This window comes from Caballeronia sp. SL1002 (assembly GCF_057814995.1).
Window position 1 is genome coordinate 3040878 of the sequence record NZ_JBYMUW010000002.1, and the last position, 13097, is coordinate 3053974.

10 protein-coding genes are annotated in these 13097 nt (G+C 60.9%); 8 read left to right on the forward strand and 2 right to left on the reverse strand.

What is annotated here, in order from left to right; all coding sequences use genetic code 11:
• Nucleotides 1-382 precede the first annotated feature (382 nt).
• Nucleotides 383-1588 (reverse strand): class I SAM-dependent methyltransferase, encoded by a 1206-nt coding sequence (locus tag AC3D25_RS16460; RefSeq protein ID WP_488889419.1) that lies wholly within the window; start codon nucleotides 1586-1588, stop codon nucleotides 383-385.
• A gap of 13 nt (nucleotides 1589-1601) precedes the next feature.
• On the opposite strand from AC3D25_RS16460, the gene AC3D25_RS16465 reads away from it, so the two are divergent.
• The 5 genes from AC3D25_RS16465 to glmS all read left to right on the forward strand — a co-directional run bounded on the left by AC3D25_RS16465 (nucleotide 1602) and on the right by glmS (nucleotide 7271).
• Complete coding sequence (locus AC3D25_RS16465) at nucleotides 1602-2444, forward strand: SDR family oxidoreductase (RefSeq protein WP_488889420.1); 843 nt, start codon at nucleotides 1602-1604, stop codon at nucleotides 2442-2444.
• Between the two features lie 70 nt (nucleotides 2445-2514).
• Nucleotides 2515-2910: a dihydroneopterin aldolase gene (locus AC3D25_RS16470; protein WP_488889421.1), complete on the forward strand. Its 396-nt coding sequence runs from the start codon at nucleotides 2515-2517 to the stop codon at nucleotides 2908-2910.
• A gap of 2 nt (nucleotides 2911-2912) precedes the next feature.
• Nucleotides 2913-3902 carry a tRNA 2-thiocytidine(32) synthetase TtcA gene (gene ttcA / locus AC3D25_RS16475; protein WP_488889422.1) on the forward strand — a complete coding sequence of 330 codons (990 nt, stop codon included), beginning with the start codon at nucleotides 2913-2915 and terminating at the stop codon, nucleotides 3900-3902.
• A 97-nt stretch (nucleotides 3903-3999) separates the two neighbouring features.
• Complete coding sequence (gene glmU / locus AC3D25_RS16480) at nucleotides 4000-5364, forward strand: bifunctional UDP-N-acetylglucosamine diphosphorylase/glucosamine-1-phosphate N-acetyltransferase GlmU (RefSeq protein WP_488889423.1); 1365 nt, start codon at nucleotides 4000-4002, stop codon at nucleotides 5362-5364.
• Between the two features lie 89 nt (nucleotides 5365-5453).
• Nucleotides 5454-7271, forward strand: coding sequence for a glutamine--fructose-6-phosphate transaminase (isomerizing) (gene glmS, locus AC3D25_RS16485; protein ID WP_488889424.1), 1818 nt, complete (start codon nucleotides 5454-5456; stop codon nucleotides 7269-7271).
• 282 nt (nucleotides 7272-7553) lie between these two features.
• On the opposite strand, the gene AC3D25_RS16490 is transcribed toward glmS, so the two are convergent.
• Entirely contained in the window at nucleotides 7554-8324 is a 771-nt protein-coding gene (locus tag AC3D25_RS16490; RefSeq protein ID WP_488889425.1) for a hypothetical protein, read from the reverse strand.
• 594 nt (nucleotides 8325-8918) lie between these two features.
• Between AC3D25_RS16490 and istA the strand changes: the two genes are divergently transcribed.
• The 3 genes from istA (at nucleotide 8919) to AC3D25_RS16505 (ending at nucleotide 13080) form a co-directional block, all read left to right on the forward strand.
• Nucleotides 8919-10436, forward strand: coding sequence for an IS21 family transposase (gene istA / locus AC3D25_RS16495; protein WP_488889255.1), 1518 nt, complete (start codon nucleotides 8919-8921; stop codon nucleotides 10434-10436).
• A complete protein-coding gene (gene istB / locus AC3D25_RS16500; protein ID WP_488889254.1) occupies nucleotides 10426-11235 on the forward strand; it encodes an IS21-like element helper ATPase IstB in 810 nt (269 codons plus the stop codon). Before istA ends, istB begins: the two co-directional genes overlap by 11 nt.
• A 426-nt stretch (nucleotides 11236-11661) precedes the next feature.
• A complete protein-coding gene (locus AC3D25_RS16505; RefSeq protein WP_488889426.1) occupies nucleotides 11662-13080 on the forward strand; it encodes a TnsD family Tn7-like transposition protein in 1419 nt (472 codons plus the stop codon).
• Nucleotides 13081-13097 lie beyond the last annotated feature (17 nt).

A 13097-nucleotide genomic window follows, 5' to 3' on the forward strand; every position in this document is an offset into this window, starting at 1 on the left:
GCACTTCGTGCCTGCGGGGATGAATGAGCGGCTCCACTCTGTTGAGTGTTGCGATGGCCGAATCAGCTTGCGCGCCACTCCCGGATACGGTTCGTGGTGGACACTTAGACGGATAAGCTGCTTTCTTTGGTTACTTTCTTTGCAGCAGCAAAGAAAGTGACTGCTGCCCCGCACAGGGGCGTGCTAATAAACCTACACGAAAGCAAGTTCTCAGAAAGCACAGGCAAGCAAAAGCGGAGAGCGCGAGCAAACCAAAACCCAGTGCAAGTTCCCGAGAAGCGCAGGCAAACCAAAACCCCGAGCGCCAGCAAACCAAATCCCCGAGCGCCAGCAAACCAAATCCCCAAGCGCCAGCAAACCAAATCCCCGAAGCGCCAGCAAACTACAACGTGTGCGAACGGTCGCCAAAGGCAAAAGCCCGAACCGTATCGCCAATCCCGCGCGAAAACGCGATCACCTTAAACAACTCCCCCATCTCGGCCTCCGACAACAACTTCTGCACCGCATTGGCCGCAGGCAAAAAGCGCTTAAAGTCGTCGGGATCGATCTGCCCGAGCACGTCGGTAATCCCCGCGTTCATCAGAAAACGCGCCTGCGTGGTAAAGCCGAGCAAATCGGCGCCGGTCTCAACGCCCGCTTCGGCAATGCCGGTGAATTCAACGTGCGCCGTAATGTCCTGCAAGCCGGGAAAAAGAAACGGATCGGCGTGCGCGCGATGCCGGTAATGGCACATCAGCGTGCCCCCAGCGCGCTGCGCGTGATAAAACTCGTGGCGCGGAAATCCATAGTCGATCAAAAACGCCGCGCCGCGCGTGAGCATCGCGCAGATGGTCTTCGTGAACGCGAGCGCCGCCTCGTGCGTCTCCGTCACGTATTCCACGAACGGTTCGTCGTTCGTCGCGTCGATCGCTTCATCGATGATGGCGACGAGCGGGTCCGCGTCCAGCGGTCTGTCGAGGAACGCGAAAGTCGCGCCGTGGCGGATCACGCCGCGCTCGTGCCACGCGCCCAGCTTGCGCACGACAAGCCGCACCGGCATCGCATCGAGCACTTCATTGCCGATCACCACGCCGTCGAAATGCTCGGGCAACGCGTCCAGCCATTTCACTTTGGCGGCGAGCGCGGGCGCATCGGCTTCGATTGTCGCGCGCTGGCGTTCACGCAATTCTCCCGACAAATCCACGATCGCGTAGCTGTCGAACGGCACGTCGAGTTCAGTGAGCGCGATGAGCAGGCCAGCCGCCAGCTTGCCCGTGCCCGCGCCGAATTCCACCAGGTCGCGCGTGCCGCTCGCGTGCAGCGCCTCGGCGATAGGCCGCGCGAGCGTCGCCGCGAACAGCGGCGAGAGTTCGGGCGCGGTGACGAAATCGCTGCCGTCCTCGGCGCGCCGGCCGAATTTCATCGCGCCGCCGCTGTAGTAGCCGAGGCCGGGCGCGTAGAGCGCCAGTTCCATATAGCGGGCGAACGGCAGCCAGCCGCCGCGAGCGTCGATTTCCGCATGGATTAGCGCGACGAGCGCCGCCGATTGCGCGAGCGCGTCGGGGCCGGGAGCAGGTAAACTGTCGGATTGGAGAGCATTCGGATTCATTCCGGCATTGTAAATGAGCGTTTCTACTTCGGTTTCCGTCCCGTCTGACCCGTCTGACCCGTCGGGTCAGGCCACCGCGCGCGTCGTGCTCGTGACCGGCGCGGCGAAACGCATCGGGCGCGGTATCGCGCTGGCGTTCGCCGCGCGCGGCTGGGATGTCGCCGTGCATTACGGCGAATCGGCGGACGACGCGCACGCGGTCGCGGATGAAATTCGCGCGCTCGGGCGGCGCGCCGTCGTGTTGCAGGCCGATCTGGCCGTGGAATCGCAAACGCGTCAGCTCGTCCCGGCGTGCGTGGAGTCGCTCGGCGGCCTGACTTGCGTGGTGAACTCGGCATCGCGTTTCGACGAAGACACCGCGAACGATTTCGGCTACGCGAAGCTGCTGGAAATGACCGCGATCAACCTCGCCGCGCCGCTCACGCTGGCGCGCGCGCTGCATGAAATCGTGCCGGACGCCGCTATCGACGATGAAAGCCTGCGCGGCGTCGTGATCAATGTGCTCGACCAGAAGCTGTACAACATGAACCCGGATTACCTGTCGTACACGCTCACCAAGGCCGCGCTCGACAACGCGACCGTCGCGCTCGCGCAGGCGTTGGCGCCAAAACTGCGAGTGGTCGGGCTCGCGCCCGGATTGACGGTGATTTCCGCCGGACAGACGCCCGAGCAGTTCGAGAAGGCGCACCGCGTGACGCCGCTCGGGCGCGCCTCGCGCGTGGAAGACGTCGCGGCGGCGGCGTGCTTTCTCGCCGATGCGCCGGGCGTGACCGGCACGACGCTGGTCGTGGATGGCGGGCAACACCTGGTGCCGAGCCCGCGCGACGTGATGTACATGATGGGCGAACGCGGCTGATCGCCCGTTCGCCTCCAAACCGAATTTGCTTTACGCGCCGCGAATCGGCGCGAATTAACTGGAAACGACCATGCTTGCGGCACTTTCGCATCCCCGGCTCGCCGATTGCCGGCGGCTTTTTCTGCGCAACTACGAAGTGCGCATCAATATCGGCGTGCATGACTTCGAGAAGCAGGGCGAGCAGCGCGTCGTGATCAATGTCGAGTTGTACGTGCCGCTCGCGCTGTCCACGCCGGTCGCGGACAAACTGCGCGAAGTCGTCGATTACGATTTCATGCGTTCGACCATCGCGAAACGCGTCGCGCAAGGCCACATTCATTTGCAGGAAACGCTCTGCGACGACGTCGCCGCGCAACTGCTCGCGCATCCGCAGGTGCGCGCGGTGGTCGTATCGACTGAAAAGCCGGATGTTTATCCCGATTGCGACGCGGTTGGCGTCGAAGTTTTCCGTATCAAAGAGGTTTGAGCATGAATTCGCCCGTCGAACTGGACCAAAACGCCGCGCAAGACGCCGACGCCGACTCGCCCGCAGCGCGGCCCGCGCGCGAGGCGCTGACGCGTCGCGAGCAGAAGGAAGCCTACGAGAACAACAAGCTGTTCAAGCGGCTTGCGCGCCAGGTCGGCCAGGCGATCGGCGATTTCAACATGATCGAGGAAGGCGACAAGGTCATGGTGTGCCTGTCCGGCGGCAAGGACAGCTACGCGATGCTCGAAATCCTGATGCGCCTGCGCGAGCGCGCGCCGATCAATTTCGATATCGTCGCCGTCAATCTCGATCAAAAGCAGCCCGGTTATCCCGAACACATCCTGCCGGAATATCTCGCGAAGCTCGACATTCCGTTCCATATCGAGAATCAGGATACGTACAGCATCGTCAAGCGCCTCGTGCCGGAAGGCAAGACGACCTGTTCGCTGTGTTCGCGGCTGCGCCGCGGCATTCTGTATCGCGTCGCGGGCGAACTGGGCGCGACCAAGATCGCGCTCGGCCATCATCGCGACGACATTCTGCAAACGCTGCTGCTGAACATGTTCTACGGCGGCAAGCTGAAGGGCATGCCGCCCAAACTGCAATCCGACGACGGCAAGAACGTCGTGATCCGTCCGCTCGCTTACGTGAAGGAAACGGACCTGGAGAAATACGCGGCGTTGCGCGAATTCCCTATCATTCCATGCAATTTGTGCGGCAGCCAGCCGAACCTGAAGCGCGCGGAAATGAAGGCGCTGATCCGCGACTGGGACAAGCGCTTTCCGGGCCGGGTCGAAAATATGTTCAACGCGCTCGGCAAGGTCGTGCCGTCGCATTTGATGGATCACACGCTGTTTCCGTTCGCCGGTTTACGGGCGACGGGCGAGCCGGACGCGCAAGGCGACATCGCGTTCGACGAAGAGCCGTGCGCAAGCGGCGCGGAGAGCGGCGAGCAGTCCATTTCCATCGTTCAATTCGACGACGTGCGCTAACCCTCGCACCAGCGCAGATGCAGCCCGCGCGGCATTCTGAGGCGCGGGGCTGCATGTTATATTCAAGTCTCATAAACCTTCATACGAAGCTGACGCCATGAACATCGTGATATTGGCGGCAGGCACCGGCAAGCGCATGCGATCCGCCTTGCCCAAAGTGCTCCATCCTCTGGCCGGCCGGCCGCTCCTGTCTCATGTCATCGAAACCGCGCGTTCGCTCGAACCCACGCGGCTCGTGGTCGTGATCGGACATGGCGCGGAGAAGGTCCGGGAAGCGGTCGCCGCGCCCGATGTCCAGTTCGCCGTGCAGGAACAGCAGCTCGGCACCGGTCACGCTGTCCAGCAGGCCTTGCCGCTCGTCGATCCCTCCGTTCCGACTCTTGTTCTTTACGGCGACGTGCCGCTCACGCGCGCGAGCACGTTGCAGCGGCTCATTGCAGCGGCAGGTACGGAGCGCTATGGCATTCTCACCGTCACGCTCGACGACCCGGCCGGCTACGGCCGGATCGTGCGTCAGGCCGACGGTTCGGTCGTGAAGATCGTCGAGCAGAAGGACGCGAGCGCGGCCGAACTTGCGATCGCCGAAATCAATACCGGCATCATCGTCACGCCGACGGCGCAGCTCGCCGGCTGGCTGGCGTCGCTGAAAAACGACAACGCGCAGGGCGAGTTCTATCTCACGGATGTCGTCGAGCGCGCGCTGGAAGCGGGCGTCGAGATCGTGACCGCGCAGCCGGACGAAGAGTGGGAGACGCTCGGCGTGAACAGCAAGCAGCAGTTGGCCGAACTGGAGCGCATCCATCAGGGCAATGTCGCCGAAGCGCTGCTGGTGGCGGGCGTGACGCTCGCGGACCCGGCGCGGATCGACGTGCGCGGTACGCTCGAATGCGGCCGCGATGTGTCGATCGACGTGAATTGCGTGTTCGAAGGCCGCGTGAGTCTCGCGGATAACGTGAAGATCGGCCCGAATTGCGTGATTCGCGATGCGACCATCGGCGCGGGCACGCGTATCGACGCGTTCACGCATATCGAAGGCGGCACGACCGGCGCGAACGTCGTGCTCGGACCGTACGCGCGGCTGCGCCCGGGCGCGCAGCTCGGCGACGAAACGCACGTCGGCAATTTCGTCGAAGTGAAGAACGCGGTGATGGGCCACGGTTCGAAGGCGAACCACCTGACCTATATCGGCGACTCGGATATCGGCGCGCGCGTGAATATCGGCGCGGGCACGATCACCTGTAATTACGACGGCGCGAACAAATTCCGCACGGTGATCGAAGACGACGTGTTCGTCGGTTCGGATACGCAACTCGTCGCGCCGGTGCGGATCGGCAAAGGCGTGACGATCGCGGCGGGGACGACGGTCTGGAAGGACGTCGAGCCGGGGAAGCTGGTGCTCAACGAGAAATCGCAGATCGCAAAAGACGGTTACGTGCGGCCTGTAAAGCCAAAAAAGACCTGAAAGTACGTAGAACAGGTGCGCCCGCCGGCATTCGGACTTCGATCCGCCGGCCGAGCGCCCGAAAACATCATTGCAAAGGATGAGATCCCATGTGCGGAATTGTCGGCGCGGTTGCGCAACGTAACATCGTTCCGGTGCTGGTCGAAGGGCTGCGCCGTCTCGAATACCGCGGCTACGATTCGTGCGGCGTCGCGGTGCTGAGCGGCGGCGAGCCGAAGCGCGCGCGCAGCGTGGCGCGGGTCGCGGACCTGGACGCGCAAGTGCGCGAGACGCATCTCGAAGGCGTTACGGGCATTGCCCACACGCGCTGGGCGACGCACGGCGCGCCGGTGACGGCGAACGCGCACCCGATTTTCTCGCGCGACGAACTCGCGCTGGTGCACAACGGCATCATCGAGAATTACGAGTCGCTGCGCGAGATGCTGCGAGGCAAGGGCTACGAATTCGTGTCGCAGACCGACACCGAAGTGATCGCGCATCTGATCCACAGCCTGTATCGCGGCGACCTGTTTCAGACCGTGCGCGATGCCGCCAGGCAGTTGCACGGCGCGTATGCGATTGCCGTGTTCCACAAGGCGCAGCCGCATACCGTGGTGGGCGCGCGGCAGGGTTCGCCGCTCGTCGTCGGTGTGGGCGAGGGTGAGAACTTCCTCGCCTCCGATGCGCTCGCGCTCGCGGGTAGCACCGACCGGTTCGCGTTCCTCGAAGAAGGCGACGTGGTGGAACTGACGCTGGACGGCGTGAAGATCGTCGATCGTGACGGCCTGCCGGCGAAGCGCGAAGTACGCGTGGTGGCGGCTTATGGCGGCGCGGTCGAACTGGGACCGTACCGGCACTACATGCAGAAGGAAATCTTCGAGCAGCCGCGCGCGATCACCGACACCATTCCGCAAGGCGAAACCTTCGATCCGGGTATTTTCGGCGCGAAGGCGGGCGACGTGTTCGGCGATATCGACAGCTTGCTGATTCTGGCGTGCGGAACGAGTTCGTATTCGGCGATGACGGCGAAATACTGGCTCGAATCCATCGCCAAGATTCCGACGCAAGTGGAGATTGCGAGCGAATACCGATATCGCGAATCGGTGCCGAATCCGCGGCAACTGGTGACGGTGATTTCGCAATCGGGCGAAACCGCGGACACGCTCGCCGCGCTGAAACACGCGCAATCGCTCGGGCACAAGCACACGCTGGCGGTCTGCAACGTCGCAACGAGCGCAATGGTGCGGCTCACCGAACTCGCGTTCCTGACGCACGCGGGGACGGAAATCGGCGTGGCATCGACTAAGGCGTTTACAACGCAACTGGTCGGCTTGTTCGTGCTCGCGGTCACGCTCGGCAAGATGCGCGGCCATGTAACGTCTAAGCAGGAAGCGGAATATCTTGCGCAATTGCGGCATTTGCCGGCGGCGTTGAATAGCGTTCTGGCGCTGGAGCCGCAGATCATTGCGTGGGCGGAGGAATTCTCGCGGAAGGAAAATGCACTGTTCCTCGGGCGCGGGTTGCACTATCCGATCGCGCTCGAAGGGGCGTTGAAGCTCAAGGAAATCTCGTATATCCACGCCGAGGCTTATCCGGCGGGCGAATTGAAGCACGGCCCGCTCGCGCTCGTGACCGAGGCGATGCCGGTTGTAACTGTCGCGCCGAACGACACGCTGCTGGAAAAGCTGAAGTCGAACATGCAGGAAGTGCGCGCGCGTGGCGGCGAATTGTATGTGTTCGCGGATGCCGACACGCGGATCGTCAGCGAGGAAGGCATTCACGTGATCCGGATGCCGGAACACTACGGCCAGCTTTCGCCCATCCTTCACGTCGTGCCGTTGCAATTGCTGGCGTATCACACGGCGTGCGCGCGCGGGACGGATGTGGATAAGCCGCGGAATCTGGCGAAATCGGTGACGGTGGAGTGATTTTGGGACGGTGACGTTGGCGAATGGCAACTTCTAATAGTTATACTTAAAGCGTCTGCAAAAGTTATCCTTAAGCCCATCGGACCGCCGGGAAACCTAGGCGTGGCGGGGCTTAAGGGTAACTAATAGAACCAGGACGCAACAGCTCAAGGACGCCACCAACGCGGGCAAATACATCCCGTTAGTTAGCGTTTGTGGCTCCGTCCCCGTTTTCCGGACGCTCGTTATTCGCATTTGTCTCCACCGAGCGCCAAGCCGCACTCCCGCCTAGCTGCGACCAACTCACTTCAGTGCCGCGACCGCGCTCCGCAGGTAATCACGCGCCGCATCAATCTTGTCGGGATGTGTTTTGTCGTTTAGGTCAGCGCGTTCCTTCTCGCCCAGGAAATACGCCGTGCGGTCGGGTTCTTCTTTGCGTGGATGGGGGAGACCATGAAGCACTCGTTCCATGCTCACGAAGCCATCTTTGGTCAGCCACTCGATGCCTCTCGACGCAGCCGCTCCCACCGGAATGAAGACGGCTTCTGGCATCGCTTTAGCCATATTCCCGAAGTGGCTTCGCATTTGCAGGCGCAGCATCGGGTCTCTTTCGGGATGCCAACCGGCCCTGAAGTTCTCGCCGTTTTTGAATACGGGAAACTGAAGCACGGACGACACCTGCAACAAGCCGCCCGCTTCGCCGAACAAGTCTGCACTTGAACTCAGACTCAACCACCGATGCACGCCGATATGGTCGAGGAGCGCAACGACGCGTTGGCGCGTCACACCGGCAAAGGCGGCGGCGAGGGTGGCGCGGCGTAACACCTCGGAGGCGGGAGCACCCTCGAGCAGTGCGCGGTTCGCCTCGGTCAACGCAATGTCGGCCTGCGCCTTCCAGGGCGTAGCGTCCACAAGCACCAGCTTCGCCGAGGGATTCACCCACTCGAACGGCGCGTAATACACCACCAGGTCGCCGTTGCCGTGCATGCGAAGGGATGCAGATAGCGGGTCGCCTTGTGGGCCTCGGTAGTCCCGGATTGCAGATTCGTATTTCTCGAAGAGTTCGAAATTCACTTGTGACCGGTCCGTATAAGTTGTTCTATGTTGGGCAGCTACGGGACGTGGCAATGCGAGGGCGAGGTTCGCCACTTGGTTGCGCGACGACTTGTCGATATGTCGCCTCTGCTCGGTGGGCTTGCGGCTGTCAGTCGAAATTTCTGTTGAGCTATAGCCAGTACAGGCTTAGCAAATGTCTTAAATTCGTTCTATTCCCATCCATACACGGCACGGTCGTAGAGACACGCCAGCTTGCGGAACGCTGTTGAATAATTCGAATTTTGAAATCTGCCAATGTTTGCAGCGAGAAACTGCCCAATGCCCGCATAGTCCTCCCTCGTCCATTCGACGAATGGCAGATATTGCGCAACAATTTCCGGCGTGAACCGCTGAATCATTTCGGAGACGCTCAACCCGCGGTAGTTCCGCATGTAGCCCTTCGCCAGACTCTTCGCACGGAAGTCTGCGGGCGTCAAGTCGACATAGCGGCTAACGTCGTATGTTGATGGCCATGCAAAACTGACCCACTTGGGTTAAAAGTTTTCATCGAAAATTGACCCACATGTTCGAATGTCCGCTCGGTAGCCCGAGCGGAGAACCGGAGTGATTACGGTGAGCATGTTGGCCAAGATTCGGCGGATGCACTTCCGCGACGGCGTCTCTATCCGAGACATATCCCGGCGCACGGGCTTATCCAGAAATACTGTTCGGCAGTGGTTGAGAGAGCCGAAAGAGGATGTGCCGCGCTACCCCAAACGCGTGAACCGCAGTGTGGTAGACCCATGGTCCGAGCAATTGCGAATGTGGCTCGTCGCGGACACTCGGCGGCCTAAGCGCGACCGCCGCACCGGACGGCAGATGTATGAAGACCTCCGCGCTGCTGGTTACGACGGAAGCTATGGGCGTATCTGCGCTTTCATTCGGGCCTGGAGCGAGGCAAAGGAACAATCTCCGCGCGGTGCGTTTGTCCCGATGGCGTTTGAATATGGCGAAGCATTCCAGTTTGACTGGAGCTGCGAATACGTCTTCGTTGGGGGCTTGCGCAAGCGGCTTGAGGTCGCGCACTTAAAGTTGGCCGCCAGCCGCGCCTTCTGGCTTGTTGCCTATTACACGCAGAGTCATGAGATGTTGTTCGACGCGCACGCACGTTCGTTTCAGGCGTTGGGTGGCGTTCCGCGTCGAGGCATATACGACAACATGAAGACCGCCGTCGACAAGGTCGGCCCGGGCAAGGAGCGGGCAATCAATGCGCGTTTCCACACGATGTGCGGCCACTACCTGTTCGAGCCGGAGTTCTGTAATCGAGCAGCCGGTTGGGAGAAAGGCATCGTCGAAAAGAACGTCCAAGACCGACGACGGCAAATTTGGCATGAAGCAATTCGCCAGCGCTGGGAGTCACTCGACGTTCTGAACATCTGGCTTGGCGAACGCTGCAAAGCGGCTTGGCAGGAGCTGCGTCACCCCCAATGGCCGGAGCTGACTGTCGCCGACGTACTGCAAGAGGAACGGCCGCAACTCATGGCCAATCCGAAACCGTTCGATGGCTACATCGAGCAGCCCGTTCGTGTTTCCTCTACGAGCCTGATTCACTTCCAGCGCAACCGCTACAGCGTGCCCACGAAGCACGCTAATCAGGTTGCGAGTCTGCGCATCTATCCAACCTACCTGAGCGTCGTCGCAGACGGCGAGGAGGTCGCACGCCACCCGCGCAGTTTCGACCGTTACCAGACCTTCTACGACTGGCAGCACTACGTCGCGTTGGTCGCGATGAAACCGGGTGCACTGCGTAACGGCGCACCGTTCCTGACGATGCCGGAGCCTATGCAGAGACTACAGCGTCACCTGCTTCGGCAGGAAGGTGGGGACCGCGTGATGGTGCAGGTGTTGTCGGCGACGCCGGTTCATGGCCTCGAAGCAGTCCTGGTTGCTGTGGAATTAGCGTTGGAATCAGGTCGCCCAAGCGGCGACCATGTGCTCAACATTCTTGCGCGTCTAAAAAGCACCACTCGGTCGTCTGGCGGAGAAGTCGTTCAGACCGCATTGCGACTGAAGGTCGAGCCGCTCGCAGACGTTCACCGCTATGAGCAACTTCGTTACTTGCCGCCAGAGGAGAAAGGCCATGTCGATTGAAACCGCCACACAATTGAAAGCGCTGAAGCTGCACGGCATGGCACAAACCTGGCCTGAATTGTTGGCTCAGGCGCGTCACAACGAGTTTGACCCAGAGGACTTCATGCGCCAGCTTCTGAAGGCTGAGACGGCGGAGCGGGCAGTCCGGTCCATTGCGTATCAAATGACTGCGGCACGCTTCCCAGCGCATCGGGACTTGGCTGGCTTTGAGTTTGCGGAAGCCAGCGTCGATGAGAACCTTGTTCGGGAGCTTCACACACTAAAGTTCAGCGAGTCCGCTCAAAACATCGTCTTTATCGGCGGCCCGGGAACTGGCAAAACGCATCTCGCAACTGCTATTGGTATCGAGGCAGTCCAGCAGTACGGCAAGCGGGTCCGGTTCTACTCCACTGTCGAACTGGTGAACTTGTTAGAAGCGGAGAAGGTAGCGGGCAAACCGGGGCAACTCGCCAATCGGCTGATGTATGTGGATGCTGTAATTCTTGATGAGTTGGGCTACTTGCCCTTTACTCAGACAGGAGGCGCATTGCTGTTCCATCTGTTCAACAAGCTTTACGAGCGCACCAGCATCGTTCTGACGACCAACCTGAGCTTCACGGAGTGGTCGAACGTATTCGGTGATGCGAAGATGACAACAGCCCTGCTAGACCGCTTAACGCATCATTGCCATATTGTAGAAACAGGAAACAACTCGTGGCGCTTCCGGAACAGCAGCGCAGGGCAACCGGCGAAACGAGCCATCGCCCGTAAAGCCTCACCTAAACCCGCAGAAAAGACAGAAATCGACGCACCAGAGTAGCGCTTTGGCGCTTCAGGGGTGGGTCAATTTTAGATGAAAACAGTGGGTCAGTTTCCAGTGGAAATCAACAGTCGGAGCCTTCGTTGCCGGAACGTGGGCAACTGGCGGCAAGGCCGAGCTGTCGAAGGCACAGTTCTTCGCATACGCTCATCAGGCGCTCCTGTTGCAGCAACCGATGCTCGAGGCGGTACGTCGCGCACGGCGCTCCGGTACGTTCACTCTCGGTCGTATCAGGTGGTTCAGCGATTGGCTCGAACTCCCGACGGTCGTGCAGTCAATTCTTGCGCTTGACAGCGACAATGACTCTTCTCAGAGCGGCTCCATCATGACCGCAGCCGCTCTCATCAATAGACTGATGACGGATGTGAACCGTGAACTCGCACAGTCTGGCAGCCCGCCTGCCAGGAAGCCCGAGGAGACGGACGCGTGAGCACGTACACGTTCTTCGCCGCGGCCGAAGCCGAGAGCGCCTGTTCCATACTCAAAATGGTTGCTCAAACGACCGATTCCCGAGACGCGAAGCTCGCCTACGCGTCGTTCTGTCGGCACTCAACCCCTATCGCGAACTCGCTGCCATGCAGGGCAAGTCGGTTCTGCGCAATAACCGAGAACTACTACGGCCCACCGGCCGTTGTCCTGGTTGCCAACAGCCTTGCCGAATGGCACGCCATTGGCATGACGGCACTGTCGCGTGAGGCCCTAATGCGTGCGCTTACCGACGGCCGGGTCCGCACTCCATGTCCCTCGCTCGATGCGCTTTGTCAATGCGGCAACCGTACCGAGTTAGAGTGCCCAGAATGCGCGCGATTGGACCAGCGGCTTCTTGGTCGTTCGGCGAACCATACGACTCACTGCATCGACTACGTCACGCGATGCATTCACCATGACGCGTTGCTTAGGTGTGGCGGTGCGGGAAGCCGACTTGAAGCGCTACTCATACATCCCGTGTCTGAGGCCGCGCACCAGAACTCGGTGAGATACGCGCGGTGGGCGACTGACCTAGCGACTCGCTCATTCAACAGGCAAACGGCTTGGTCGGAAATTGCACGACTTCTCACCGAGCGCCGCTACCTCAACGAGTCTAACCGTTGGAGTCTAGCCAGCCTGCGGAGCGACTTTCAACGCTTCTTTTCTTCTGGATTCGAAGACCCGCGCCTTACTCACATCACAGAAGAAGGAGACTACGTTGAGTCTGCTATCCGCAATGCAGCACGCGGTCGTCCCATCCATCCGACCATGGTTGTTCTGCTTGCGATGTTCGGGACCGAGGCCGACACACTTCCCTTGCGTGCACGACGTACTCGACCGCTTGCACCACAGACTGCGAAGGAGCAGAGGGAGGTCGAGGAGCACCGGTCTCAGTGGCTCTCCACGTGCGCGCAGCATAAAGGCACTTCGCGCTCATTGATTCGTCGCCTCTCGTCGGCGGCCTGGGCTTGGTTGTATCGCAATGACCGGGCGTGGCTCAAGCTCAACGAGGTATCGAAGATTCGTCGGCATGGCGGGAGACGGTTGAAGGCGCCGCCGACCGCGGTCGAGACGTTCATTTCATCGACGCCGGAGGATTATCGCGCATCGAAACATGGCAGGCCGCCGCTTCCATCTTCGTATCAAAGCCGGCTCGCCTTCGGAATGCGTGACCACGCTTTTTCTCAAATCTCCGAGCGGCTAGGCGGGGCCGGCCCCCATGCTCAGCTTCCTGGAAGGAAGCGCATTTTCGTTACCCGCAGGGTGACGCACGCATTGAACACGGTCGCTCCGGGTGCCTGCGCTCAAGCCGATAGCTCTATCGCGCGCATCGCCAATCTTCGCCCGGAAACCGTCCGCGCGCACACCAAACGCTAACGGGCCGCTTGCCCAGC

Coding starts and splice junctions, on each gene's coding strand:
- AC3D25_RS16460 (WP_488889419.1), bottom strand. CDS start 1,588: ATGAATCCGAATGCTCTCCAATCCGACAGTTTACCTGCTCCCGGCCCC.
- AC3D25_RS16465 (WP_488889420.1), top strand. CDS start 1,602: ATGAGCGTTTCTACTTCGGTTTCCGTCCCGTCTGACCCGTCTGACCCG.
- AC3D25_RS16470 (WP_488889421.1), top strand. CDS start 2,515: ATGCTTGCGGCACTTTCGCATCCCCGGCTCGCCGATTGCCGGCGGCTT.
- ttcA (WP_488889422.1), top strand. CDS start 2,913: ATGAATTCGCCCGTCGAACTGGACCAAAACGCCGCGCAAGACGCCGAC.
- glmU (WP_488889423.1), top strand. CDS start 4,000: ATGAACATCGTGATATTGGCGGCAGGCACCGGCAAGCGCATGCGATCC.
- glmS (WP_488889424.1), top strand. CDS start 5,454: ATGTGCGGAATTGTCGGCGCGGTTGCGCAACGTAACATCGTTCCGGTG.
- istB (WP_488889254.1), top strand. CDS start 10,426: ATGTCGATTGAAACCGCCACACAATTGAAAGCGCTGAAGCTGCACGGC.